Raw genomic sequence first — 26,970 nt, forward strand, 5'->3', positions numbered from 1 at the left:
GAAAGCGCTTACTGCGCTTTCCGTTTCAACTTATTAAATCAGGTTTTTGCCCTTTCATAAGTTCTAACTTTTCTATTGCATACGCAACATTCAATACTTTTTCTTCTTGGAACGCAGGCCCCATAATTTGCAGACCTACTGGCAAGCCGTCTTTAACGCCGCACGGAATGCTTAATGCAGGTAGACCCGTCAAGTTTCCAGGGCCTGTGAACCGAATCACTTCATCTAAAAAGCTTAGCGATTTGCCGTTAATATCAACGACGCTGTCTCCTATAGCTGAAGGCAAAAACGGCAATGTCGGAGAAATTAAAACATCTACTTTTTCAAAAGCTGCTGCAAACTCTAGATTTAATTTGCGTCTAATTTGTTGCGCTTGTACATAATCCACACCTGACATCAACTCGCCTACTTCAAGTAAAAAGCGAACATCTTCTCCAAATTTCTCTGGTTGTTTTATGAGATTGTCATGATGAATGGCACTTGCTTCTGTCGTGATCGTCACGAGTTCAGCAAATTCGGCTTGTGCTAGAGATGGAATTTTAACCGGTTCAATCCGTGCACCTAGTTTTTCTAATTGGTGCAACGCATGTTGTACAGCTTCATTGACGCGATTGTCTACATTATTAAAGAAATAACGTTCTTCAATACCGATGACCATGCCTTTCACGTCTTCAGTTAACTGACCAGAATAGTTTTGAGTGGGTCGGTCGACAGAACTTGGATCTTTTGGATCGTATCCGCCGAGCATTTCTAACAATAACGCAGCGTCAAAAACTGTTTTGGTCATGGGGCCAATGTGATCGAGACTCCACGCGAGTGGAAAACAACCGTATTTACTAATGCGGCCATGCGTCGGTTTTAGTCCGATAATGCCACAACTCGCTGCTGGAATTCGAATCGACCCACCCGTATCTGTGCCAAGCGACGCAATCGTCATATTCGCAGCGACTGCAGCACCTGATCCACCACTCGAACCACCTGGAATTTTGGTGAGGTCCCACGGGTTTTTGCAAGCGCCGTAATGCGGATTGGTTGTTGTCGCTCCCCACGCATATTCATGCATATTCAGCTTGCCATGAAATGTCACACCTGCCATTTTCAGTTTCGAAACTACCGTAGCATCATAGGTGGGAACGAAGTTTTTATGAATTTCCGAACCCATAGTTGCTGGTTCGTCTTTAAAATACATGATGTCTTTTAACGCCATTGGAATGCCGTGTAAAAAGCCACGGTAATTTCCGCTTTGAATTTCTTGCTCTGCTTGTCTTGCAGATTCCATTGCTTCGTCTTTTTGCATGCGAATAAAAGCGTTAATGTTCTCATCATACGCGTCCATGTTCGCCAATACTGCGCTTGTTACTTCTACGGGTGACACTTGTTTATCACGTAATTTGGGTGCTAATTCTCCAATTGATTGTGCGGCTAAATCGTTCGTCATCATCGCTCACCTCCAGGAACATGCGTCAATGCCATGTCAAAATCCTTTAGTTGCGAATTGTCTACCGTGTCTCGCAACTTCTGCACGGCTTGCATTTGTTGTGTCAACATTTCTTGATGCGCTTCGGGTACTTGAATTCCACGTTTTTCTAAAATCTTGTGAATGCCTTCTGCCATAGAAAGTCCCTCCAGTTTAATGATTTTAAAACGTCTGAGAATCTAAGCTGTCTATCCCTAGTTTAGCATAGTTTACAGATAGCTCAGACTTTTTAGTCGGATTTTATAAAACGAAAACCCTGTCCGTCAAGAAGTTGTCTTGACGGACAGGGTTGTTTTGGGAAAAGAACGCGACTAGCGTTTTTCTGCATGGTTTCTCTTACCTAGAAATTCTTTGAACTCGTATATGATTAGCTCTAAGCAAATTTCACTTAAAATCTGGCACTTACTCATTCATTCTTTTTCACTTCTAATTTTTGATAGTAACGGACGACCCTCTTTCCACGTCACATTTACCGGAAGTTCAAAAAATGCGGTAAGCTGTTTGCTAGTAACGAGTTTTTCCGTATCTCCAGAAGCGAAAACGCGACCCGCTTTCAACAATAAGGTTTTATTGAATTCCGGTAAAATTTCTTCGATATGATGCGTGACGTAAATGATTGTGGGACTGTGTGCCTTTTTGGCAATGGTGGCGATCGACTCGAGCAATTCTTCTCGTGCAATAAAATCCAGTCCCGCTGTGGGTTCATCGAGAATAAGCAGTTTGGGGTCTGCCATTAACGCACGTCCAATCAATACACGTTGCTTTTCACCTTGTGACAGCGAATGGTAATGTCGATTCGCATACTCCAAACACCCAAGTTCACGAAGAATGTGGATCCCTTTTTGGTCAAGCTCTGCGGTTGTTTCTTGATGCAACCCGAAAGACGCAAATGCACCGCTCAACACCACTTCATATGCATTGTCAGTAGCCGGCAATTTTTGTTGAATTAATGCAGACACAAACCCAATTTGACTGCGCAATTTCTCTGCTAAATACGTTTTGCCAAATTCCATGCCGAGTACAGTTGCTTTCCCTTGTGTTGGGAAAAAATAGCCATTGATTAAATTGAGCAGAGACGTTTTTCCAGCACCGTTCAAGCCGTATAACACCCAATGCTCGCCTTCTTGTATTTGCCAATCCACACCATCTAATAGCAGCTTTTCATCTCTTCTACGCGTAACTCTTTCAAGTTCTAAAATCACCGTCATAAAGAAAGATCTCCTGATTTTTGAACTCGCGCGACTTGTCCTTTTGCTAATGGATCGGCTTGTCTTAGTTCGCCAAAATCCAGCCCAGTCAACTTTTCAATTTTTGTGATTGGCACTTGATACGTTTCAAATTGGCCATACACAAACTCCAAATCGCCACCTATCAAATCTTCTTGTGTTTGTAAGTAAGCCGTAGCTGACATTTTCTCTCCATCTTTTACCATGACTGCTACTTTCCAAAACTGATTTGGAATTTGCGCACCTCGGTAAACACGATCACTGTCACCGAATACGGGCCCTGTGAATAGAGACACTTTCATATTGTAATCACGCGCGTTATCAAGTAAATAATCTTCTAAATCAAGCCATACTTTTTGATTGAAGTTCTTATGTTGTGGTGAACTATTGGTAAAATGGAACGTATGCTCATTGGCTCTTACCGCATCGATGCCCCAGTTTGGATCGCGGCGCCGCACAAGATGCCCTCGATCAATATCATTTGATTTATAAAATTCGTTCCCCAGTTGGTAGGCTTGGTCAATACGCGGATCAAAATACCAACGGTCGTTGCTGCGCTTAACGTCTATGAGCTGATTGCCATCGATGTTGACCGCCGTGAAAAAAGCGAGACGACGCGACTTGCTCATCGCAATCGAAAAATGAGTGTAATCCAGCACGACGTTGCCGTCTGCTGTTTTCGCAACATCTTCCATCATCGTGTCACTTAAAGTTGGCAACGGCACAGTAAATCGACTGCCTAAAAAGACGCGGTCATATCCCGTTGCATCGGCATACCAATTTGCATCCAACACGCCAACTTCCATCGGCGGCGCCATCGTCCCTGGCATAACGACTGCCAGTAATTGATCTACTTGCTTGCGCGACGCTTCTTTTTCTAAGCTGCTCCGTTTTTCACCCACGTATTGAATGATCGAACTGATGCGAATGCCTTCGTTTGCAATCCAGACCTTGTTGTCATTTGGATCTGGAATTCCGGCGTGATGCAGCGCCACAACCATCCATTGATCATTGAAAACGGGTGAGCCCGATGACCCGGGTTCCGTGTCACTAACGTACTGAACAAAATCAGATGATATGAATTTCACTTCGTTTTCACGGATAGTGATGGCTTTAGGTCCACCATTTGGGTGTTGGATGATGCTAACATACTCGCCTTCTAAAATTTTCCCCGGTTTTGGAAGTAACGGCAAGTAGCCAAAATCCGAAATGGCAACCGCATTGGAGTTATTGGGTTCAATCGCAACAAGCGTGAAATCGAGTGCTTTATCAGTCATAAACAAAAGATCAGGGTCGAGTCGGAAGCTAATCACTTCAAGTGGCATAAAATCGACATCATCTTGGTAATTAAATTCAGCTACCGCGTACATCGCGGATTCTGCTGTTTCTAAAACATGATTGTTTGTCAGCAACAAATTAGGAGCCACAAGAAACCCGGTACCATAGCCTTCGAGTTGCCCCGTGCGTCCTCGAATGGCAATGCGGCATACCGCTTTGCTGACATCAAGTCCAGCTTGCAAATACGCGATAGGAAACAAATCACTTTTGTTGATAATGCGTTCAACCGCTAAATTGTCGTGTTGATTGATAATGCTCGACCGCGTTATCATTTTTTCTTGTAACGCCACTGCTTGGTCTTCTGCTTTGCGTTCTTTTTCAAATGCCAAGTAGCGGTGCAGCGCATCTTGTTGAATTTGTTCCATACTGTTGACCACATCGTTCAACTCCTCTCGATGAATTAAAGCTTGTTTTATTTTGCATTAAAAATTAACTATTCTAATAATTACCTTTAAGAAAAGTTTATCACAATTAATGAAATAAAACCCCTTTCGCAGAACGGAAAGGGGTTTCTTCTAGTGATCAACGTGACCAATTTTTGTTGTCGTTTTTGATAACGGTTTTTTCACCTGTTTTTACATCGCGAATGACTTTGTCTTCAGTCGGAACATCGCCTGCACCTTCGTCGGGAGTGTTTTGAAAATCCGTTTTTGTGTCCGTGTTGTCGTGCGCTTCGTTTTTTCCAGACGATTCCCACGCTTCGTCGCCACCGCTCAACATCTCGCTCGTTTTTTCAAGAATTTTATCAGCAGTCGATTTGTTATCGTCTTTTTGGTGATCCATGTTTCTTCCTTGTGGATTGTTTTTTGTCATCGTGAATCCCTCCATTGGTTTAGTTGATATCCTTTACCCTGTGTGAAGCAAAATAATCTTTTGAATAAGCAAAGGGGATGTGCGCAATTTCGTGAAAATGGGAGTGGGACAGTATTTTCCGGATTCGGACAGTATCTTGTCTCAAACGGACAGTATTCTTACCAGTTTGGACAGTATTCAAACCGATCCGGACAGTATTCCCAGGTTCTCCCACAAATAAGTTTACAACCGCATTAGATGCCCAAACCCAGGAAAGCGCGAGTTCGCGCTTTCCGCTAGAAGAGCTTCTTTTCAGCACTTGGACAGTATTTTCGGGATTCGGACAGTATCTTGTCTCAAACGGACAGTATTCTTACCAAGTTGGATAGTATTTAAGCTGATTCAGACAGTATTCCCAGGTTTTCCCACGAATAAGTTCAAAATTAAGATGATTAATGTTCAGGGATACGGGGTAAACTAGAAGTTCAATCGACTTTACATAAAAAGGAGCTATGCTTAATGGATTTTATTACGTTGAATAATGGACTAAAAATGCCGCAGCTGGGCTTTGGCGTGTGGCAAGTGGAAAATGACGAGGCGACGCAAGTTGTTGCAAAAGCGCTGGAGACGGGTTATACGTCGATCGATACAGCGATGATTTACACAAATGAAATTGGTGTAGGACGTGCGTTGAAAGATGCAAAAGTGCCTCGCGAAGATTTGTTTATTACGACAAAAGTGTGGAATACGGACCAAGGGTATGACAATACGTTGCGGGCATTTGATGAAAGTCTTGAGCGTTTGGGTCTTGACTATGTGGATTTGTATTTGATTCATTGGCCGACCCCTGAATTTGATGACTATGTTGACACGTATAAAGCGTTAGAAAAACTGTACAAAGACGGTCGCGTAAAAGCGATTGGCGTTTGTAATTTTGAAATTGAACATTTGCAGCGTTTGCTAGACGAATGCGAGGTTCCACCTGTATTGAACCAAGTGGAATGCCATCCTTACTTGGCGCAAAAGAGCTTGAAGGAATTTTGTGCCAAGCATGATATTTACGTGGAAGCGTGGAGTCCGCTTGAACAAGGTGGAGACGTATTGAAAGATCCGACCGTTCTTAAAATTGCTGAGTCGAAAGAAAAGTCACCAGCTCAAGTTGTCTTGCGCTGGCATTTGCAAAACAACACAATTGCGATTCCAAAGTCGGTTACTCCGTCACGCATCGAAGAAAACTTTGATGTCTTCGATTTTGAGTTGACCGAAGACGAAATGGAATCCATCAACGCTTTAAATAAAGAAAAAAGAAACGGACCGCACCCGAATGAAATGAACTCGCGTTAATGTTGGCAAGCCGCTCTTTTTGACTTTAAAAGAGCGGCTTTTTGTTTTTGATATAGTGAATTTTATGAAAAGAGGCGAAGCTCGTGAGACACCTTGTTGCACTTGTGGTTAAGTTTGTACTGATTGCTGTTGTTTTGTCCGTTATTCTAAGCTTGATGTTCCACGTATCCATTGTTAATGCGTTGCTGATCAGCTTGTCTTTAACTCCGTTGTCTTATGTAGTGGGCGACTTGCTGATTTTTTTAAATGCTGGCAGTCCCAGAAACCAAAAAACGCGCAACAGCATTGCCGTTTTTGTTGATTTTGTGATGACGTTCTTATTCATCTGGTTAATTGGCTGGTTGCTAACAGGTGACAATTTCGCGATGGTGACACCTGCATTAATTTCAGCCGTAGTGCTCGCGGGTGGCGAATGGTTCTTCCACCTATTTGTTGACCGGTATGTGGTGCCCAATTACAACAACTTGAGAGCACATCAATAATAATGCATAAAAAAAGGCGTTCCTGGTTAAGGACGCCTTTTTGTTTACCTAAAATGTTGTTCCACAAATTCCTGTTCTTGTTCAGCACTCATTAATCCTGTAGCTCTTCCGATAGTTCCATTGTGCCAATCCCAGATGGTGTTGTGAACAGTTACAGCGTTGGAGAAGTTGCCTTCTTGCCACTTTGCTAATGTCGATTCATAAAAGTCTGCGTGTTCGTAATGATCTGCGTTTTCTTGAACAATCAGTAATAGGGATTCGATGTTCACAGGACTCATCTCGATCACACCCCTCTTTTTAGTCGCAATGATTTTTTGGTGTGTCATTTGGTGCATGTAGATTTGTAGTGTAACTTCTTTCATATCTGCGTCTTTGTCATTCCATTCACCGTCTTGTGCTACTGTTTGTTGTTCTGCTGAAGTCTCACTATCGTCGTGCTTTGCGATTTCTTTGGCCACTTTTGTGATGGCGCTCTCTCCTGCGGCATTTTGCGTAATGAAATAATAACCGCCGGCAACAAGCAATGCCAGTACACCTATAGTCACTACGATTGTTTTGATTAGTGATTTCATGTTTTACAGCTCCTTGGGTTAGTCTTTTTACACACGACCATACTCCTATTTTAGTATGGAGGATATGAAAGTTGCTTTCAACCCTTTCTTTCGGACGCTGGTCTACTAAAACAAACGCCGCCATGAAAACCCATGACAGCGTTGGCTTTAATGCTTATTAACCCTCTACAGCAAAAACATCTTCTAGTATGTCTTCAAACAATTCCTCTTCGATGGCAGTGGCAACAAACTGTTCGCCGCCTTCTTTTTTAAACAATTGCGTGAGTAATTGTTTTGCTTGCGTTACTTGACCGCCTGCCATGGTGGCACGTGCCAGTTCATAACTGGCTGGCAAATAGCTAGGCAGTTCTCGTTGCAACGCATGCAAACGAGCGATTGCTGAAACACTGTCGCCTGTGGTAATCGACATAGTTGCGAGTGTTAAACAAATCCACTCGTTTACTCGTAACGCTTCTGGCAACCGTTTTTCAAAGCTTGCTGGTTTTTCGCCACGGCTTTCGGCGAGCACGTGCATTAAGCGCACATAACCGTCACTGCGATACGGATTCAAGGCAATGGCGCGTTCGTAGCGTTTTTCTGCACCGTCCACGTTGCCGCGAATCACTTCTATATCCCCTTGCCATAACCACACATCCACATCTTCCGGCTGTTTGTTGCTAAGTTTTTCCGCTAGCTTGGTGGCTTTATCGAGCAATTTGTCCGATTGCTCCAGATTTGCTTGTTGAAGAGTGGCCTCTAGCCATAATTTTTCAGCCACTGCGTGATCTTGGTGTTTCAGAAATTGACCCAGCACTCGAACTGCTTCTCCAGGCATATCGCGCGCCATGTAAAATTCAGCTAAGTGAAGCACGGGCACAACACTTTGTTTGTACTTTTTCATGGCGTCATTGTATAAGGCAATAATATTTCCAAGCATCATAAAGCGCCGCGATTTGCCGCGCAACTTACCGAACAGATTTTCCGAGTCGCCTTCTTCAGCTTCTAGCCACATCACTAATTGAGTGGCGCTATAGGTTTCCGCCATAGCTAAAGCTTCACCTGATAAACGTTTTTTCAATTGCTTATGAAGTCTGCTTGTTTTTCGCAGCTCCACGAGTAGCCGAACGTATTCTGCGTAAAACGTTTCTTCTGTTGGGTCTTCAACAATCAACTCTTCTAGTAACATAACCGCCTTTTTGTGATCACCTTGTCTGACACAAAATTGAACATGTTGATAACGAGATGACAATGCACCGTTACTAGCTTCGGCTTTTAGTAACAACGACTCTGCACGTGCAACATCTCCTTGATTTTCTGCCAAATGAGACTTAGCGGACAACAGCCATTCTTCTGGTACTTGTGCCGACACTTTTTCTAAAACTTCCTCGATCTGCTGTCGTTTTGACTCATTGTCTATAAGTTCAAACAGCTCGTGCAACTCTACTGATAATGGCTCGTGTTCAAGTACATGTAACGCTGCTTTCAACGCACGGTTGTTGTCTTCTAGTGCCACATAACAACGCATTAAGCCTTCTTGAGCTGGTGTAAAACTCGGTTCTGTCTTTGCGCATGCTGCGAAATGGTCGCGTGCTTTAGTCCATTCGTCGAGTTGTTCGGCCAAACGCGCTAAATGGAAATGCGCCATATAAAAACCGTCCAACTCGATAGCTTGTTGATACAACACTTGCGCAAATCGCTGATGATCTTCCATTTCATAAACACTGCCTTCAAAACACAGCAGCACTGAATCTGCCTTGTTTGCACGGATCGTTTTAAAACGATCCAATATGCGACTGCGAAATTGCGGGGCTTCTCCAAACTCTGCATATTGCTCCGCTAGTGAGTAACGTGTCACCCCAAGGCGCTCTAAGCCGTCTTCGAGCAATGTTAGCGCAAGCGCTTTTACTGTATCGTCTTCTGATTCTTCCCAAAGCATAGCAGCTGTTCGGTTGAAATACGCCGTATCGTCTTTTTCCGTGTGTTCCATCACCAATGCTTTAAGTTGATCGATGTGATTTTGCTTGAGCAACGCGTGCGCGATATGCGTGATGATATACAAATCAGACGGTTCTAGTTTCTGTGATTTTCGGTAAGCCACTTCTGCATCTTTAAACCGCTCTTGTTCCATAGCAATATGTCCGATATACATATGCAGCAAATCGGTTTTATCGCTGTTGTCGATGCCTTCTTGAAGCACGGTTTCAGCTTGTTGCCACTGTTTTGCATCCATGTGCATTTCAGCAATCCGCAAATACGCAAACGGCTCTTTTGCATCTATTTTTTTTGCACGTTCAAAAGCTTGAATGGCCGATTCTTCTTCACCTAGCGCTACGAGACAACGACCCGTTTCGTATATAAAATAGCCATCGTCTGGTTGTTCCTGTGACAATTCACGAAAACGCGACAACGCTTTTTCGTAAGCACCCAAATCAAATTGAATCAAGCTATGCGTAATGCGTGCATAAACGTCTGTCGGTTCTTGGTCAAGTGCAATGCCCGACCATTTAAACGCTTGATGGATTTTGTCTATTTCTAAATAACAACGAGCCAAATGACTATAGGCAATGGGCTGGTAATGATCCAATTCAATGGATTTTTTCAACAACGGAACTGCATTCATGTGTTCATCTTGACTCATCAAAATTGCAGCTTTTAAAAATAACGCATACGAACTTTTCTTTTCTGACACAAACTCTAAACTCACAAGCGCTTGCGCGTATTCTTCTTTTCGAAAATGCATATGTGCCGCAACTAACGCCACTTCCGCATCTTTTTTCCCAAGGTCTCGGTACAACTTTTCGAGCCACGACGCATGAAGCTCTTTTGCTTTTTCTGAATACTGCGTTACTAGCCCCACTACCGCTCCGTAACGTTCTTCTGGATAGTGTGTTAAAAATTCGACGGCTCGATCTTTTTCATCACCGGTTTCTTCGTCTGCCCAAATTTCAAACAGCTGAGTGAAAAAGTGATGTTCTTTTTTGTTTACTAACGTCAAAAACGATTCTTGTGTTGGCAATAAGAACACCATACTCAATCCATCCGTTAATTTATACGTATCTGCAAGATCTTGATACGACAATAAAAATGGACCTAAATCGTTTGGATCTTGAATGAGTAACGCTTGCAAGCGGTCATCATATCCGACAACAACTTGAACGTGTGCGGTATTTTCAATCAGCATACTGAGGAGTACTGGAATACCTGCATCAATAAACTTTTTATAAAGATCCAGCGTGCCTTTAAAATACCGTCCCGTAAATCCGAGCGACTCCATATACGCCAACGTCGTCTGTAAATCCGAGCCCGTTACATCAAAAACGTGTTCGGCAATTTCGTCTTGCCCTTTTTTCATATCATAGGCTTCGAGCATGAGCGATAGCGACGCCGGCACACAATAATTGAGTTTTTGAATGTTTGGCGTCAAGCGAATTTCACGACGTTCAGCATCTTGCCGAATTTCATTTTTGCCGAATACTGTTTTTTCAAGCACGCTTTGATGTTGCTGGACCCAGTCTTTTAATGCTTCCCAGCGTTCGAGTTTATACAAACAGTCGGCTGTCATGTGAATCCATGATTTTCGGTACCCATGATACGGATTTTCTTTCGTGTAAAGCGCAATCGCTTCTACTGCTTTTTGGTAATGCCCAAGGAAAAACAAGGTGCGAATAATATCTGCGCGGAATGTCCAACTGTCAGGCGCTAACTGTTGACCTTGTTCGAGTACCGCCAACGATTCTTTTTGCCGTCCCGTCATTGCTAACACATCGGCATACAGCAACCTCACATAATGATTGCGTTCCGTCGCAGTGCTGTTTATTTCTTTTTCGAGTACGCGTTCTGCCTTGTCCCATTCCCCACTATGAATAAAATAAAAGCCTTCCAAGTCTGGCCAGACAAATCCCTTGTGCTTTTCATAAAGTGTCAACTGGGCTTTTGCTTCTGGCAAACGATTTAGCTGCGCAAATATACGCAGCAGCAGTTGATGTGCCGCTGCTAATTCGTCTTCTGAATCATTTCCAGATTCGACATCTTGCAGTCGGCTGCTCATGCGTTCTTCAGCTTCTAAGCTGCGACCCGTTTCAAGCAAACGTGCACATTGCCACGTAAACGTGCGCAACGTTTGGAAGCGTTTATGCGCTTGCGTTGCAAGGAGATGACTATATGTATGTAAATCCGCTTGATCCGCGAGTTTGATTAACTTAAAAAATTCATCTTCTGTTTCGAGTTGCCCAATAAATTCACGCACCTCTCGAATTGAACGTGCTTGCCATAATTGATGGATCGCACTTATTACTTGTGTCGCTGTTTCGATTTTGTTCGCTTTCATCCCGTCATCATTCCCGCCTTTCCCATAGCCCCTATAAATGTGGTTGATTTATTATATAGTGGAAAATTCTAGTGCGCAATACAAATTCAGGGTTTTAGAGAAATTTAGCTGGAAGCCGTTTTGATCATGCCCCCGGGTTTAGACTGTACTTTACACCTTCTGCGTGAAAACGGCCAAACACAAAAAAACCAACTCTTTCTATAGAAGAAAGTCATCGGTTTTAGTTGGATTTATCGTCTGAAAACACATCTCCGATTTTTTGTAGCGTTGTCCAAAAAGCTGGCACCAAGCCGCCTTGTTCTTTTATATAACCGCTCAAGCGGTAGGCTAAGTAAATGCCGCCAATATCAATTAACACATCTGTTAGTCTGCCGGTTCGGTGAAAAAACAACTGCAAAACTTCTGTGAAAAACGCAAACAAACTGCACAACACAATCGCCTTTGTATTGTCGCCAATACTGCGAGCGGCAAGCCAAAATAATATTGCGAACGATATGACATGTCCTATTTTTTGAAATACGTACAATCGACTGTCTAAGTGGATGCTGCTCAGATCAAACAAATCCGAGAAGTCAGGAAATAAATAAAGATCAAAGTTTATTTCACGCGCAAACAGCAAGGCTTGGAAATTGAAGTTATTGGTCGCCACTAAAATGCACAGCGCCCAAAAAATGACCGGTATGTGCTTTGTTTTCAATTTTCTCATCACATCAATTCCCACTTTTTTATCTCTACTTAGTATAAGTCGCGTGATTCCAAATAACTAGTGCTTCCCTACAAAAAAAAAGAGCAGCACAGAGCCGCTCTTTTGAGATCAAACCGATTACATGTTGATAGGTTCCGCGCTGTACACATTCAACTCAATGGGAGCTGCCATAAATGCGGCTGCTTGTTTAGAGAATGCTTGGAAGTGTTCGCTTTTGTTGTGAACTTGAGTTGCGGCTGCGTCTTCCCATAGTTCAACCATTGTGTAATGGCAGTCGCGGTCAGTTGATTTTTTTAAATCGTAGCTGACGTTGCCTGTTTCTTTTCGGGATCCTTCTACTACTGCTCGAGCTGCTTTTAAAAATGCCTGTTCTTGATCAGGTTGTACTTGTAAGTTGGCGTGAATAATAATCATTGGGATTCATCCTTTGTGTTTTTATTTGGTGGAGCTATTAGTACTCGCTTATGTTGTGCTGCATGCGATTGAGCATGCCAGACAAGTGTTCGATTTCTTCATCTGTAAAATCATTGAGCAGTTGGTTGACAAAGCCCATATTTTCTTTCCGGTAACCAATAATTTGAGTGCGCCCTTGGGCTGTCAAACTAACAAAAATCACACGGTTATCGGCAGAACTTCTTTTTCTTGTCACCATGCCATCTGATTCAAGTTGTTTCAAGTGACGCGTAACAGCGGCACCATCAATGTTAACGGCTTTTTGAAGAGTTGATTGGTTGATTTCGTCTGTATTGTAAAGCTGGTAAAGCAATTCGTAGCGCGATGCACTAATGCCTGTACAGCGTTCAAATTTTGGACTGAGTTGATTGGTTAGTCCTTTGAATAACTGCAAGATTTGCTCTTGCTTTGAAAATGAACATGCCATCTACTGACCTCCTCTTTTATCGATCAAGTCAATTGAAAGGCGCATTCACTCTTCATTGACCATTCTCTAAACATAAGCTGAAATCAACCGGTTTTCAAGTTATTTCCACTCGGTAATGGTTTCAACAGGCAAGCGGTACGAGGGATAGCCTTCTGATAAGGCTTTGCCGATTGTCATCAACATCACTGGAACATAACGTTCTTTATCTAAGTCTAACACTTCTGCGATGTTTTCTTTATCATAACCGCCGATTGGGTTGGTGCCGTAGCCATGCGCACGGGCAACAAGCATCAATTGCATGGCTACTAAGCCTGAATCCAGCATGACGATGTCTTTCATTTTATCGTAAGGAGCATTTTCATAAGCAGGCTTGAAATAATCCAATTGCGCTTGCATGACGTCTTGTGGCATGTAGCCAAGTTCAACGGCTTTGCCATAAATTTCTTTGGCGTATTCGATGTTTTTCATATCACCAAAGACCGCGATGACCGCAGAAGCGCTCATCACTTTTTCAACGTTAAATGAAGTAAGCGGTCCAATTTTTTCTTTCCCTTCTTGTGTATCGATCACGACAAAACGCCAAGGCTGCATATTAATAGAAGATGGCGCTGTAGACGCTTGCTCAATGATTTGACTCATTTCTTCGCGGCTGATTTTCACCGATGGATCATATTGCTTGATCGATCGACGATTGTTGACAATGTCATTAAAATCGTTTGTTTTCTGAAAGGTTTGTGTTGTTTGCATGAATGTCGTGCTCCTTTTTTTGTTAGATCTGTGTGATTCGTCATTACTTGACGCATCAACGATTGACGCCTCATTTAATATAAACTCATTTGCAGAGATATACAACGATGACGTCTTGGCGATAAGTTCGAACTGCTTTTTCATGCGCGTGTGCGTATTTTTCGCTGAGCGTGCGTAAGTTGTGTCCGACCGTGCGTATTTTTCGTTGAACGTGCATAAGTTCCACCCGACCGTGCGTATTTCTCTAGAACCGTGCATAACGCACACCGAGTCTCGTGTTTGCGGTTCACAAACCCGATCAATTTCTCCAGTTCAAAAGAAAAGAACAAGATGCCTCGCTTTTCGCGAGCGAAAAGCACTAAAAACTTAGTGAAAAAAGTAAAGTCTACTGCTGGACATGACTTTTTTACGATTTTAACTCAATCGTGCGTATTTTTTACTGAGCGTGCATAAGTTATGTCCGACCGTGCATATTCTTCGTTGAACGTGCGTAAGCCACCGCGGACCGTGCGTATTTCTCTAGAACCGTGCATAATGCGCACCGAGTCTCGTGTTTGCGGTTCACAAACCCGATCACTCTTTCCAGTTCAAAAGAAAAGAACAAGATGCCTTGCTTTTCGCGCGCGAAAAGCACTAAAAACTTAGTGAAAAAAGTAAAGTCTACTGCTGGACATGACTTTTTTACGATTTTAACTCAATCGTGCATATTTTTCGTTGAACGTGCGTAAGCCACCGCGGACCGTGCGTATTTCTCTAGAACCGTGCAGAAGCTCCGCTAATCGGATCTCGTCCAAACCAAATACCCAAAAATTCCGACAAAAGCGTGAACTATCGGTTCAACTTCGATACAATGAAAACAGATGCACCGATTCAAGGAGGGTTTTTGATGTCCACATTAGAAGAAATTGCCCAATCAGACGATTATGGGCAATTTGAAGTGAAAGAAGTTTACCAAGCCGCTCAACACTTGTTGCAGCAGTTTCAAAAAACGCGCACTGAGCCAGATAAGTTAACTCCCCTTATCGAGCACTTGAAAAAACGTCTCGAAGGTCAAGCGGCTTACCCGCTTGCCATCTTACTTGAATGCAGCAAGCTAGGCGTTGAGCACCAGTTGCAAAAAGACTGGAACAGCGCAATGAAACAGCGCCAACTTTTCCTATTTGAAAGTCTGTATGCGCAGTTTAAAGGCAAAGTGCCACCCACGATTTGGAACCAAATTTGCCTGAATTACGCGGAAGCACTGATATACGTGGGACGCTCTCTCGATGGTCTCGACGTATTGGAGCAAATGACCGAAGCCGAGAATGATCCATCGTACGACCGTTTAGAAGCTGAACGCGGATGGGGATTATTGTTTTACTCGACTTTTTTACGCGATAAAGATCAACGTGCCGAAGCACTTCACTTGTCACGTGAACTATTGCAAAGCGGCATCAAAAAAATCACCAATGTTAATGGACAGGCTTTGTACGAAGACCGCTTGAAACTTGCTGTCAAAATGCTTGAAGAAATCGGGCCGATTGATTTGACCGGCAACTACAAGCCAAACTTTTTCGAAGGCCGCGAGCGCGAATACCGCGACTGGTGTGCTGAGCACCGGTTACTTTTGAATGACAACAATGAAATCGATCCAAAAGGCACGATGAAAATCGATACATTGACTTATCGCCACAAAGGTTCGGACACCGAACAAGCCTTGTTCTTGGAAACGTTTATGGACGCCATGATTACGGAATTTACTGCGCTGCGTTGGAATCTTTACGAAGCGCTTGAAAAAGAACCCAGTTCTGAACGCAACGAACAACTAAAGACCGTTTACCGACAATCATTCACGCTGTTTTCTAAAGTGGCTCAGTTTGTGGGCTCGTACTATGAACTCGACTTAAAAAATCCACGTGCCGGCATGCAACGCATTTGGTTTGAAGACGAAGATCCCAAAAAACCACTCAAGCCTTTTATTCAAGACAGCAAAAACGGTGCATTAAAAGCGTTATACTGGTTATCAAAAGAACTTTTTGGCTACGAGCAATCGGCCGTTCAAAACATTGCAACCATTCGTGCGCTGCTTTTACGCGATCAAATGGAACGCAGCTTTGTTCACGTCATTACTCAAAAAGAAGAAATCGCCCAAACCGGCGATTTGCGCAAGCACCAACTGACACAAATCGAACTCGAGCGTTTGGCCATGACCACTACGTTTAAAGCGCGTAACGCGTTAACGTATTTGGGCTTTGCGATTGGGTTGGAGAAAAAATAGAAACACAAAAAGGGAACGTCTCAGCGGACGTTCCCTTTTATATTCCTCGCCGTGTTACGCGCGTTCGCTCTTCAACTTCTGGAATAACATATCAGCGCCTTCTGGACTTAAGATCAGGCCCGGTGCGAATTCTTTGTTTTCGTCCAACACTTCGCCGGTTACGGCACAGGCTCCTGTCGCTTGGTATTTTTTCATCAAAATAAAGTCACCGTCAACGAAAATCTCCATCGCATCGCCTTCTCTTAAATTTAAGTTTCTGCGCAGTTCTACAGGGAACACCACACGACCTAACTGATCGATTTTTCTTACAACACCGGTGCTTTTCATAAAATGCCTCCTTTGGTTTTTATCTATTACTTATTTTATCTTACTTTAGAAGTATTTAACATATTTTTTTAATATCTATGAACGACAAATTTCTCCAGAAAAGCCTAACTAGTAAAAATAAGGCCCTTTCTAAAGCCTTTACTTTACGCAATGCTTTCAGAACGACTTAATCTATCGCAAATGGCGTATACTAGAGGTATTACACTTAGGAGGTTTTTTTATGCGTTTAGCAAACAAAGTAGCCATCATCACAGGTGGCGCAAATGGCATTGGCAAAGCAATTGCAACAGCTTATGCAAAAGAAGGCGCGAAGATTTCAATTGCAGATTTTAATGAAAAAGCGTTAACCGCTACCGTCGATGAATTTACGGCGCAAGGGTTTGGAGCGTTTGGCGTAAAAGTAAACGTTGCTTCTGAAGAAGACATTCAAAAAATGGTAGACGACACCGTAGCTCATTTTGGCCAAGTCGACATTTTGGTCAACTGTGCAGGTGTCTTAGACAACATTCAAGCGGCTCATAACGTAGAAGACGCTATTTGGAACCGCGTGATGGACATTAACGTTGGTGGCGTCATGCGCGGATCGCGTAAAATTTTGCCGTTGTTTACAGAACAAGGCAGCGGTGTGATCATTAACCTTGCATCTATTACGGCACTTACGGGCGGACGAGGCGGCTTGACCTACACCGCAGCCAAACACGCAGTTGCTGGCATGACAAAAAACATTGCGTCAATGTACGGGCCACAAGGCGTTCGCTGCAATGCCATTGCTCCAGCACAAGTCGAAACAGGACTCACGCAATCAATGGATGGCTACGACATGTTCGGCTTTAAACAAGCCACGCGTGCCGTTGACTTGATGGGTCCTCCTGCATTGCCAGAAGACATCGCCAACATCGCGCTGTTCTTAGCAAGCGATGAGTCCAAAACCATTAACGGTGTGGTGCTAGCTGCAGATGCTGGTTGGAGCGCTTACTAAACTGCTGACCATTCAGAGTCTCTCAGTAGTTCTCGAATGGTCCTGTATTCACAGTTCAACATCACTACCTACACAAATGCCATCTTCGAAATCAATTGATTTCATTGAAGATGGCATTTTTTCTATTGCTATATTTGGACAAATAGACTTTTTTTGCTCACAGCAACTCTTCTTATAAATTCATCTCTGTCACATTTACCAGAGGGGCTTCAATAATATAGCGATCCGGAGCTGCGCCTAAAAAGGTAAACGGATAACAAGTGGTAAGCGTGAGTACCGCTTCATCTTTTGACACAATCACGGTCCGGTCTTCTGCAGCGGTGATCCAGCTTTTTGTTAGTTGATATTCGTATTGCTTTTCTTCAAATTGGATAAACAAGCTGTCGCCTTCTTTCAACTCGCCAAGCTCTCGAAAAACCGTGTCTCTGTGGCCAGATAAAACGGTGTGGCGCTGACCATCTGGAGGAAGCGTAAACTTGCTGACGTGGTAGCCGACTCCTTGCGTTAACGTATCTTCATCTGTGCCCCAGTACACTGGATACTTTTTATCGAGAGAAGGAATCAGCAACCAGCCGATGTCGTCACCGCGTTTGTATTCTTCATATGTTCGTAGCTTTGGCTCTAGCGGTTTTTCAACTTGCTCCGGAACTGTTTTTTCTTCAATACGCTCTTCTGTCGGAACCGCGACAGGACTAACGTCATCCGTTTTAACGATATCGGTTTCACTGATTTCCTGCTGCCCTGAAGCCGTTTCAGAAAGCCACTTATAGCCATTCCAGCCGGCAAACAGCAAGCCTATTACAATGAGTACCATGCCTATTTTTCTGGTCATTTTTTGACACTCCTTTACTCGCTAGAACAAAATCTACTCGTTTCTAAATTGGTAAATCAAGGTTTTTATATAGGATTTTATCAGAAAATTCCAACATTACCTAATTATTTATTGTATAATATGTTATCGCCTACTGGCGAAATTTGCAAGAAGGAGACTGATGTATGAAAAAATTCATGGCTTTACCAGTCGTTTCAGTATTGGCAATCGGAGGGTTTGCAGGATCGGTTTTTGCAGCACACGAAGGACAAGAATTCATGGCAGAGTTGACGCCAGAACAAGAAACCATGGAAATCGAAAGCGATGCTACAGGAGACGCAAGTATTATGTTTAGCGAAGATGGCATGTCGTTGGATTTCACGGTTAACGCTAATGAGTTGGACGACGCGGTGGCAGGACATTTTCACAGTGGCGCTACTGGAGAAGATGGTCCTGTAGAAATCATGTTATTTAAAAATGACGCACCTATGGATTATGACGGAGAAGTCGCAACGGGCACGTTGACCGAAGCCGACCTTGCCGGAGACATGAGCTGGGAAGACTTCACAAAAGCGATGGTCGCGGGTGACATTTACGTCAATCTTCATACAGAAGAGTATCCGGATGGCGAAATTCGCGGGCAAGTCGAAATGGCTGGAGATGAAATGCCAACAACCGCTACAAACGGAGCTTTGTATACGATGCTTGGTGCGTTTATGGCGTTAATGGGCGGCCTATTGGTATTTGGTAGAAAACAGAAAAAAATCGCATAAAAATTTATAAAAAAAGCTAGACTCTTCCTCGGATAATTGTTGATCTAGGAGACGAGTTTAGCTTTTTTGTGTGCTTGGAATTATTTAACCCGGATGTTCGCTTTTTTAACCGGTATCATCGAAAAAACAGAAGTCCCTCATGAAAAGCTGTTTTTAACATCCGCAAGAAAGTGCGCGATGTCTTCTTTTTCAGTATCGAAAGAAGTCACCAACCGAATTTCATCTTTTTCTTCGTTCCATAACGCAAACGAATGTTTTTTCTGAAGGTGTTGGATTTGTGCTTTTGGCAATAAAGCGAAAATCGCATTTGACTGAACCGGCTGAGAAAGCGTGATTTCTGGAAATTTGACTAACCCTTCTGCAAGTAGCTGCGCCATATGGTTGGCACTTCGGGCATTGTCTAGCCATAGGTCATTCGTTAACAATCGGTCAAATTGCACCGCCAGAAAGCGCATTTTAGAGCCGAGTTGCATGCCTTGTTTTCGAATGTATGTGATCTCAGACGCCAATTCCGGATTGAAACAGACGACCGCCTCGCCCATCATCAAGCCATTTTTCGTTCCCCCAAACGCCAGCATGTCGATACCCGCATCTACTGTCATTTCGGCAAAACTGCAACCGAGGTGAGCTGCTGCGTTGCTGAGTCGTGCTCCGTCCATATGTACATACAGTCCATTTTCGTGGGCAAAACGAGTGATTTCCTTGATTTCGTCAATTGTGTAAACCGTTCCGAGTTCTGTGCATTGTGAGATCGAAACGACTTTTGGCTGGCTTCGCTGCGGGTTGCCTATGTGATGCAGTTGACGCTCGATTTGGCTAATCGTCAGTTTGCCATCCGCTGACGGAGACGTTAGCAGTTTCCCTCCAATAAACCCTTCTGGTGCGCCGCCTTCGTCTGAGTTAATGTGCGCGCCGTCTGTGCAAATAATGGCTTGATGCGAACGCACCATTGCTTTTAATCCTGTCACATTGGCACCCGTGCCATTAAAAACAAATGCCACTTCGCACGCTTCACCAAAATGAGCTTTGAATTTTTGAATAGCCTCTGCCGTGTACGGATCGTTTCCGTAAGCCGCAACATGTCCTTGATTCGCTTGAACGATGGCTTCTAAAATGAGCGGGTGAACTCCTGAATTGTTGTCGCTTGCAAACATTTTCGTTGTCATTGCGTTCGCCTCCTTTCTCCAGTTTAAAGCAGATTTTCTGACGTGCAATGGTTATGGTTGGAATGAATTCGTAAGAATTTTTTTGTAGTATGCAAATTTCCATGGCTCGGGAACTTTTAATCCGGGTGTTCGCTCCCTTACCCGTCGCTCACTCTAATCTTCTCTTCTAATTCTTCAACACTTTCATTAAAAATCGCTGCTGCTCTGTAAATATCGTCTTCTTGGATTTCTCGATATGTGGTGAGTCTTAAATAGTGGTCTGAAACACGTTTCACTTTGAGGCCATTGTCAAAAAGCAGCTGCTCGAGTTCTTTTGCCGAAAACTTTGTTTGAGACAAGTCTAGTTTTACGATATTGGTCTGTGTTTTCTCTACCTCGATTTGAACATGACCTTTTCTAGCTATTTCTTTTGCTAACAAAGAAGCATTTCTATGGTCTTCTTCGAGCCTAGTCACTAATGAATTCAACGAAACAATTCCTGCAGTTGCGATCACACCTGCTTGTCTCATCGTGCCACCGAGTAATTTCCGCACTTGTCTTGCTTGAGCAATAAATTCGTTACTGCCACATAATACCGATCCTACCGGAGCGCTCAGTCCTTTAGACAAGCAAAACATGAGCGTATCTGCACCTTTTACAAGTTTTTCTAAAGGTACGTTTAAATAAACAGCTGCATTAAAAATTCTTGCTCCGTCTAGATGTACCGGTACGCCTTTTTTATGCGCAGCATCACATAGCGCTTTCATGTGCTGTGGAGATAAACACGTTCCTCCCATAAAATTATGCGTGTTTTCTAAGCACATGAGCTTTATGTCCGCATTTCCCAATTCTTCTTCCACGTTGCTTACATTAGGAAAGCCTTGTTTATCTTCTTCAAAAAATACGGGATCGAGTCCACCCCAGTCCTTCATAAATGGAGCTTTCTCATTTTTATACAAGTGACTGTTCGTGCCAACTAACACTTTTTCTCCTCTTTTGCAATGCGTTAACAACGCTACATAATTCGCCATTGTGCCACTACCGCAATACAAGGCGTCTTCTTTTCCGGTCATTTCCGCAGCCACTTGCTCTAACTTCGCAACCGTGGGATCTTCGCCTTTTCCATCCTTGCCACTGCGTCCATCATCCCCACTTCTGCTTCCCCCATCGCGGTTCTCATTTCAGCTGTAGGTTTTGTTAAAGTATCGCTTCTCAAATCAATCATCGTATCCCTCCTATGATCTAATTAAACATCCATCTATAGAAAAAAGAGCTGTTAAACACAGCTCTCTTCTAAACACACCAATTACTCATGATAGTTCTCTGAAGTTGTCTTAGCAATTTCTTTGTCCATTTCCTCGTAATCATGGTATTGGATCACTTCATACAGTTCTTTTCGTGTTTGCATGTCTTCTAGCTTTTCTTTTTGGCTGCCAGTTTCGTAAATTTCTTGATACACTCGCTCATACGCTTTAGCCGCAACTCTCAATGAGGTGACGGGATAAATGACAATGTCACAGCCGAATTTTTGAAATTGCTCTGCTGAATAGTAAGGCGTTTTGCCGAATTCCGTCATGTTTGCTAAAATGGGTGCCTTTGTTGCGTCTTTGACTTTTGAAAACTCTTCTTCTGCAATCAAAGCTTCTGGAAAAATCACATCTGCTCCTGCATCCATATAAGCTTTTGCTCTTTGTATAACACCATCTAAATTTTCAACACTGTGCGCATCTGTTCTTGCGACAACTACAAGCGTCGGTGCTACTTTCTTGATTGCTTGAATTTTTTGGACCATTTCTTCAATTGACACCAAGTTCTTGCCATTTAAATGTCCACATTTCTTCGGCATGGATTGATCTTCGATTTGCACTGCGGCGACACCGGCATCGAGCATTTCTCTTGCAGCACGTGCTACATTAAGTACGCCTCCATAGCCGGTGTCAATGTCTACTAATACCGGCAATTGCGTAGCTCTGATAATGTCTTTGGCGTGATTTGCTATTTCAGTCGAATAAATCAAGCCAAGATCGGGCAATCCTTTGCTTGCTGTATAAGCAGCACCGGATAAATACAATGCTTTAAATCCAGTGCGTTTGGCCATCAATCCGGCCATGGCATCGTGCGCACCGACAAGTTTTAAAATGGGTTCGTCTCTTACCAATTGTAAAAACTGATTGGCTAACTCTTCTTGACGCAATTCTTCATTTACTAACCAAGACACAAAATCCCTCCTAGACGGTCATTTTCCCCATAAATTCAGCTATGCTCATGTTGTTTAACTTGTCTTCTTGATTGCAAAGCTCGTAAATTTCAGTGGCTTGTTTATCAGCGAAAACCGTTGCTAAATTCGCTTGGAACTTTTCTTTCAATTTCGGTATAGCTTCTTCTCTTCTGAATTTATGGCCAATTGGGTATTCTACTGCAATTTTTTCTGTGTTACTGCCATCGGTAAAGAATACTTGAACCGCATTGGCAATCGAACGTTTATCTGGATTCATGTAATCTTCTGTATAGGATTTATCTTCTACTACATGCATTTTATCTCGCAATTTATCAATCATAGGGTTTTTAGCTGTTTCTTCTTCGTAATGATCTGCTACCACGTCGCCGTAGATCAGTCCAATCGCCGTGATGTATTGCAGCGAATGATCGCGGTCAGCTGGGTTATGCAGCGGTCCTTTTTTGTCTATAATGCGAATGGCTGATTCATGAGTGGTGATTTCAATTCGTTCAATGTCGTCCCATTTATCTTTGATGTCTGGATAAAGAGCAACCGCGCATTCTGCTGCTGTTTGTGCGTGAAATTCTGCTGGGAACGAAATTTTAATCAAGATGTTTTCCATCACATAACAACCAAACGGTCGTTCTAATGTAAATTCTTTGCCTCCATACACAACGTCTTGGAATCCCCATCTTGGAGTTGAGAGAACAGTTGGATAGCCCATTTCGCCTTTTAAAGCCATGAACGCCAGTCGAACGCCGCGACTTGTAGCGTCTCCTGCAGCCCACGATTTTCTAGATCCTGCGTTTGGAAAATGACGATACGTCCGTAGCGGCCCATTATCGACCCAAGCATTTGTCAACGCATTGATAATTTCTTGTTTGGTGCCTCCAAGCATTCCGGTTACCACTGCAGTAGTGGCTATTTTCACGAAAAAGACATGATCGATTCCGACTCTGTTCATGCTGTTATTGAGTGCTAAAATCCCTTGTATTTCGTGCGCTTTAATTGTGGCTTTCAAGATATCTTCTACGGTGAATGGCTCTTTTCCTTCTGCTATGCGCTTCCGGCTTACGTAATCTCCTGTAGCCAATATGCCACCCAAGTTATCAGACGGATGGCCCCACTCAGCAGCTAACCACGTATCGTTATAGTCAAGCCATCTAATCGTTGCTCCAATATTAAAAGCCGCTTGAACCGGGTCTAGTACAAAAGAAGTCCCTGGCACTCTCGCGCCATTAGGAACAACTGTGCCTGGCACAATCGGTCCAAGTAGTTTGGTGCAAGCCGGATAACGCAACGCTAGAAACCCACAGCCTAAAGTATCCATCAAAATGTACCTTGCTGTTTCTAAAGAAGTTTCACTGTAATCTTCAAAATCCAATACATAATCTGCAATATCGACGATCAACTGATCTGGCTTATTCATCTATCTTCCTCCTACAAAGTATACTCGTTACCTATTTTTCACTTTCTACAGACCCGTATTTTTAGAAGCAATTTTCTTACTTCTCCAGTTCAAGAACACAGGAACAAACAGAGACAATAGCGACACAATGATTAAAGCTAATGGCAGTGGGCTATTGACAAAAATGCTTAAATTGCCATTCGAAATCGTCATTGACTGTCTAAATGACTGTTCCATCATGCCTCCTAGAATAAAAGCTAAAATAAAAGGCGGTGCTGGAAAAGAGAAAATCCTCATGGCAAACCCTAAAGCTCCAAAAATTAACAACATATACAAATCAAACGTATTGAAACTGATCGAATACACACCAACTAAACTAAACATAATCACTAAAGAGATTAACAGCGGTCTTGGAATACTCAATATTTTGGCCAAGTACGGGATTAACGGCAAATTGAGAATCAATAAGAATATATTCCCTACATACATACTGGCGATAATGCCCCAAAAGATTTCAGGTCGATCCGTCATTAACAGCGGACCTGGTTGGACGCCGAGCACAAGAAATGCACCTAGCATGACAGCCGTCGTTCCTGAACCTGGAATTCCTAAACTTAATAATGGAACAAACGCACCGCTTGTGGCAGCGTTGTTGGAACTTTCAGGAGCAGCAAGGCCTTTGATCGATCCTTTGCCAAATTCTTCAGGATTTTTGGCTATTCGTTTTTCGAAAATGTAACTGATAAACGAAGCAATTGTCGCTCCAGCACCTGGTAGCACCCCAATAATAAAGCCAACCATTGATTGACGCGTCATGGGGCCGCTCATTTCTTTTAAATCTTCTTTTGTTAACTTTAAGCTTCCGAGTTTTTGATCTTCGCTCAAGCTTAAATTTTTTCTGTTCAAAATCAACATACATACTTCAGCAATGGCAAATAAGCCAAGCGCAATAATAAGAAAATCAAATCCATCCAATAAATTGATATTGCCAAACGTAAAGCGTTGCGTTCCTGTTTGCGGATCAATTCCGATGGTTACAACCATGATGCCTGCCACAGCAGAAATCATCGCTTTGATCGTCGAACCTTCTGATAAACTTGAAATGGCTGTCAGTCCCATTAACATGAGCGCGAAATAAGCAGGAGGTCCAAACGAAATCGCAACACTTGATAAAACCGGCGCCAGTATCATCAGCAAAATAACAGATACTGTCCCGCCAAAGAAAGAAGCAATCGCAGCAATCGCTAAAGCTTTTCCGGCCTTGCCTTGTTGAGCCATCGGATAGCCGTCAAAAGCAGTAGCGACTGTTCCCGAAATGCCAGGAGCGTTTAGTAAAATAGAGGAGGTTGATCCTCCAAATACGGCGCCGTAGTAGACACCAGCCATCATCACAAGCGCTGGTGCTGGATCCATTCCATATGTAATTGGAATCATAATCGCAATGGCGCTGATTGGACCAAGTCCTGGCATCATGCCGATTAATGTTCCGACAATAACACCGATCAGGACAAACAAAATACCTTCCCAACTTAAAGCGACTTGAAAACCAGCCAGTAGACCTTGAAAAGCATCCATTTAATCAAGCCCCCCTCATAATGGCAATATCCCGCTTGGTAACGAAATGCCAAGCGCATTTACAAAGATGACATACAAAACGATCGGAAATAATAACGAAACCAGTATGTTGACTTTCCACTTTTGATATCCCAAAAACCACGAACTAAAGAAAATAAATAAAGCAGTCATGACAACAAATCCAATGGCTTCAAAAAGCAAAATGTAAACAAAAATCATCGCAAATACGGCTGCAATCACTAGCAATTCGCGTGTTGGAATGTCTCTTTTCTTTTTTTCTTCTGCCGTTTCTTTTGCGCGTGAAAAGTAAAGAGCCACCGACAAGATGAGCATCAATACACCAAGGCCTTTAGGAATCACATCTGCGTCTACTGGCGTGTAAGGATAGTTGGGTAGTTGAAAACTAAAATACAAATAAACCGCTGCAATCAGAAAAAGCAAAAACCCAATTCGTTGATTCATGGTCGACATCAAAATAAGTTCGCCTCCGATACGTGTAGACTTTAATAAAGTAAAACCGGTTTACAAAAACCGGTTTTACTCGTTTAGCTTCCTAATCCCAATTCATCCAGTACTTCTTTAATGGCGACTTTTTCTTCATCTAAGAATTTTTCGTACTCTGCTGCGTTCATGTACATTTCGTTCCACCCGTACTTTTTACGAACTTCAGCAAATTCATCTGAACCACTCAACTCTTCAAATTTCGCTTCGTAATACTCGACCGCCGCAGGCTCCATATTCGGGGGTCCAAAGAATCCGCGCCAGTTAACGAACGATTCGTCAATGCCTTGTTCCATCGCTGTCGGGAAATCCGATAGCACATCTCCTTCTAACCGTTCTTCAGCCGTAATGCCCAAAACTTTAATGTTCCCAGCTTTTACTTGTTCAACCGTTTCAGCAACTCCTGTTGAATAGACATCAACAGAACCGTTTAACAACGCCGTCAATGCGCCGCCTTCTTGGTCTGATACGTATTTGATTTTTGTTGGATCAACGCCGGCTGCTTTAGCAATTCGAACAAATTGAATATGATCCATACTGCCCGGTGAAGAAGCGCCAATTATCGTCACGTTTTCCGGGTCTTCTTTCATATCTTCAAACAAATCATTCAAGTCTTCCCATTCGCTATCTGCATTGACAGCAAATGCACCGTAATCGGCAATCATGTTCGACAAAGGTGTAAAGTCTTCATGTCCGTATTCCGATTGGCCATTTAATGGCACAAACATAATCGGTGGTGACGAAACAAACAAATTGTAAGGGCTATCGTCTTTTTCATGAATATACGCCCAAGCAATTGCGCCTCCGCCACCTTCTTTGTTTACAACTGCCATTTTCTCATCCACAATGCCGGTCTCACCAAATACGCGAGCCACTTCACGAGCTGTTGTATCCCAACCGCCGCCAGCTCCAGCTGGAGCCACAATTTCAATGGCACTCGTTGGTTCAAATGCTCCCGATTCACCGCTTCCTGCTCCATCCTTTTTTTCATCTGCAGCGTCATCGCTGCCACATCCAGCAACTACCAATGCTGCTGATGCGACCATCCCTATTAGCCATCTCTTCTTCATGCGCCCATCCCCTTTTTTATATTGTCTACAAATAGA

26 protein-coding genes are annotated in these 26,970 nt (G+C 43.1%); 5 read left to right on the plus strand and 21 right to left on the minus strand.

Going from position 1 to position 26,970, the window contains the following annotated elements; translation table 11 throughout:
* Positions 1–25: 25 nt before the first annotated feature.
* The 5 genes from I858_RS12685 to I858_RS12700 form a co-directional block, all read right to left on the minus strand.
* Complete coding sequence (locus tag I858_RS12685) at positions 26–1,438, minus strand: amidase (RefSeq protein ID WP_049694768.1); 1,413 nt, start codon at positions 1,436–1,438, stop codon at positions 26–28.
* A complete protein-coding gene (locus I858_RS17055; RefSeq protein WP_157886520.1) occupies positions 1,438–1,614 on the minus strand; it encodes a hypothetical protein in 177 nt (58 codons plus the stop codon). The genes I858_RS12685 and I858_RS17055 overlap by 1 nt, the downstream gene beginning before the upstream one ends.
* Positions 1,615–1,887: 273 nt before the next feature.
* Positions 1,888–2,679: an ABC transporter ATP-binding protein gene (locus I858_RS12690; RefSeq protein WP_049694767.1), complete on the minus strand. Its 792-nt coding sequence runs from the start codon at positions 2,677–2,679 to the stop codon at positions 1,888–1,890.
* A 2-nt stretch (positions 2,680–2,681) separates the two neighbouring features.
* On the minus strand, positions 2,682–4,418 hold the full coding sequence (locus tag I858_RS12695; protein ID WP_204249424.1) for a DNA/RNA non-specific endonuclease: 1,737 nt from the start codon (positions 4,416–4,418) through the stop codon (positions 2,682–2,684).
* 145 nt (positions 4,419–4,563) lie between these two features.
* Positions 4,564–4,854 carry a hypothetical protein gene (locus tag I858_RS12700; protein WP_049694677.1) on the minus strand — a complete coding sequence of 97 codons (291 nt, stop codon included), beginning with the start codon at positions 4,852–4,854 and terminating at the stop codon, positions 4,564–4,566.
* A 498-nt stretch (positions 4,855–5,352) separates the two neighbouring features.
* On the opposite strand from I858_RS12700, the gene I858_RS12705 reads away from it, so the two are divergent.
* Complete coding sequence (locus tag I858_RS12705) at positions 5,353–6,177, plus strand: aldo/keto reductase (protein WP_049694676.1); 825 nt, start codon at positions 5,353–5,355, stop codon at positions 6,175–6,177.
* Positions 6,178–6,260: 83 nt separating this feature from the next.
* Entirely contained in the window at positions 6,261–6,659 is a 399-nt protein-coding gene (locus I858_RS12710; RefSeq protein WP_049694675.1) for a DUF2512 family protein, read from the plus strand.
* A 44-nt stretch (positions 6,660–6,703) separates the two neighbouring features.
* On the opposite strand, the gene I858_RS12715 is transcribed toward I858_RS12710, so the two are convergent.
* The 6 genes from I858_RS12715 to I858_RS12740 form a co-directional block, all read right to left on the minus strand.
* Positions 6,704–7,231 carry a DUF6241 domain-containing protein gene (locus I858_RS12715; RefSeq protein WP_049694674.1) on the minus strand — a complete coding sequence of 176 codons (528 nt, stop codon included), beginning with the start codon at positions 7,229–7,231 and terminating at the stop codon, positions 6,704–6,706.
* Positions 7,232–7,388: 157 nt separating this feature from the next.
* Positions 7,389–11,537: a tetratricopeptide repeat protein gene (locus tag I858_RS12720; protein WP_049694673.1), complete on the minus strand. Its 4,149-nt coding sequence runs from the start codon at positions 11,535–11,537 to the stop codon at positions 7,389–7,391.
* Between the two features lie 220 nt (positions 11,538–11,757).
* A complete protein-coding gene (locus I858_RS12725; protein ID WP_239457159.1) occupies positions 11,758–12,243 on the minus strand; it encodes a VanZ family protein in 486 nt (161 codons plus the stop codon).
* A 117-nt stretch (positions 12,244–12,360) separates the two neighbouring features.
* Positions 12,361–12,657 carry a putative quinol monooxygenase gene (locus I858_RS12730; RefSeq protein ID WP_049694672.1) on the minus strand — a complete coding sequence of 99 codons (297 nt, stop codon included), beginning with the start codon at positions 12,655–12,657 and terminating at the stop codon, positions 12,361–12,363.
* A gap of 37 nt (positions 12,658–12,694) precedes the next feature.
* The gene (locus I858_RS12735) at positions 12,695–13,123 is read right to left on the minus strand and encodes a MarR family winged helix-turn-helix transcriptional regulator (protein WP_049694671.1); all 429 of its coding nucleotides are present in this window, start codon (positions 13,121–13,123) and stop codon (positions 12,695–12,697) included.
* A gap of 99 nt (positions 13,124–13,222) precedes the next feature.
* Positions 13,223–13,870, minus strand: coding sequence for a nitroreductase family protein (locus tag I858_RS12740; RefSeq protein WP_049694670.1), 648 nt, complete (start codon positions 13,868–13,870; stop codon positions 13,223–13,225).
* A gap of 886 nt (positions 13,871–14,756) precedes the next feature.
* On the opposite strand from I858_RS12740, the gene I858_RS12745 reads away from it, so the two are divergent.
* On the plus strand, positions 14,757–16,127 hold the full coding sequence (locus I858_RS12745; protein ID WP_049694669.1) for an LA2681 family HEPN domain-containing protein: 1,371 nt from the start codon (positions 14,757–14,759) through the stop codon (positions 16,125–16,127).
* Positions 16,128–16,181: 54 nt separating this feature from the next.
* Here I858_RS12745 and I858_RS12750 read toward each other — a convergent pair whose 3' ends face one another.
* The gene (locus tag I858_RS12750; RefSeq protein ID WP_049694668.1) at positions 16,182–16,454 is read right to left on the minus strand and encodes an AbrB/MazE/SpoVT family DNA-binding domain-containing protein; all 273 of its coding nucleotides are present in this window, start codon (positions 16,452–16,454) and stop codon (positions 16,182–16,184) included.
* A gap of 220 nt (positions 16,455–16,674) precedes the next feature.
* On the opposite strand from I858_RS12750, the gene I858_RS12755 reads away from it, so the two are divergent.
* Entirely contained in the window at positions 16,675–17,433 is a 759-nt protein-coding gene (locus I858_RS12755) for an SDR family oxidoreductase (protein WP_049694667.1), read from the plus strand.
* Positions 17,434–17,605: 172 nt separating this feature from the next.
* Here the strand turns inward: I858_RS12755 and I858_RS12760 are convergent, their stop codons facing one another.
* Positions 17,606–18,265, minus strand: a complete 660-nt coding sequence (locus I858_RS12760; protein ID WP_049694666.1) for a class D sortase — start codon at positions 18,263–18,265, stop codon at positions 17,606–17,608.
* A gap of 164 nt (positions 18,266–18,429) precedes the next feature.
* Between I858_RS12760 and I858_RS12765 the strand changes: the two genes are divergently transcribed.
* Positions 18,430–19,017 (plus strand): CHRD domain-containing protein, encoded by a 588-nt coding sequence (locus I858_RS12765; protein ID WP_049694665.1) that lies wholly within the window; start codon positions 18,430–18,432, stop codon positions 19,015–19,017.
* A 137-nt stretch (positions 19,018–19,154) separates the two neighbouring features.
* Here I858_RS12765 and I858_RS12770 read toward each other — a convergent pair whose 3' ends face one another.
* The 8 genes from I858_RS12770 to I858_RS12800 all read right to left on the minus strand — a co-directional run bounded on the left by I858_RS12770 (position 19,155) and on the right by I858_RS12800 (position 26,934).
* Positions 19,155–20,183: a threonine aldolase family protein gene (locus I858_RS12770; protein ID WP_049694664.1), complete on the minus strand. Its 1,029-nt coding sequence runs from the start codon at positions 20,181–20,183 to the stop codon at positions 19,155–19,157.
* A gap of 137 nt (positions 20,184–20,320) precedes the next feature.
* A complete protein-coding gene (locus I858_RS12775) occupies positions 20,321–21,247 on the minus strand; it encodes a GntG family PLP-dependent aldolase (RefSeq protein WP_083553710.1) in 927 nt (308 codons plus the stop codon).
* A 5-nt stretch (positions 21,248–21,252) separates the two neighbouring features.
* A complete protein-coding gene (locus I858_RS17060) occupies positions 21,253–21,387 on the minus strand; it encodes a beta-eliminating lyase-related protein (RefSeq protein WP_157886521.1) in 135 nt (44 codons plus the stop codon).
* An 81-nt stretch (positions 21,388–21,468) separates the two neighbouring features.
* Complete coding sequence (prpB, locus tag I858_RS12780) at positions 21,469–22,380, minus strand: methylisocitrate lyase (protein WP_049694662.1); 912 nt, start codon at positions 22,378–22,380, stop codon at positions 21,469–21,471.
* A gap of 10 nt (positions 22,381–22,390) precedes the next feature.
* A complete protein-coding gene (locus I858_RS12785) occupies positions 22,391–23,809 on the minus strand; it encodes a bifunctional 2-methylcitrate dehydratase/aconitate hydratase (protein WP_049694661.1) in 1,419 nt (472 codons plus the stop codon).
* 45 nt (positions 23,810–23,854) lie between these two features.
* Positions 23,855–25,363, minus strand: a complete 1,509-nt coding sequence (locus I858_RS12790; protein WP_049694660.1) for a tripartite tricarboxylate transporter permease — start codon at positions 25,361–25,363, stop codon at positions 23,855–23,857.
* A gap of 15 nt (positions 25,364–25,378) precedes the next feature.
* The gene (locus I858_RS12795; RefSeq protein ID WP_338046062.1) at positions 25,379–25,825 is read right to left on the minus strand and encodes a tripartite tricarboxylate transporter TctB family protein; all 447 of its coding nucleotides are present in this window, start codon (positions 25,823–25,825) and stop codon (positions 25,379–25,381) included.
* Between the two features lie 83 nt (positions 25,826–25,908).
* Positions 25,909–26,934, minus strand: a complete 1,026-nt coding sequence (locus I858_RS12800; RefSeq protein ID WP_049694658.1) for a Bug family tripartite tricarboxylate transporter substrate binding protein — start codon at positions 26,932–26,934, stop codon at positions 25,909–25,911.
* Positions 26,935–26,970 lie beyond the last annotated feature (36 nt).

This window comes from Planococcus versutus (assembly GCF_001186155.3).
GTDB lineage: Bacteria > Bacillota > Bacilli > Bacillales_A > Planococcaceae > Planococcus > Planococcus versutus.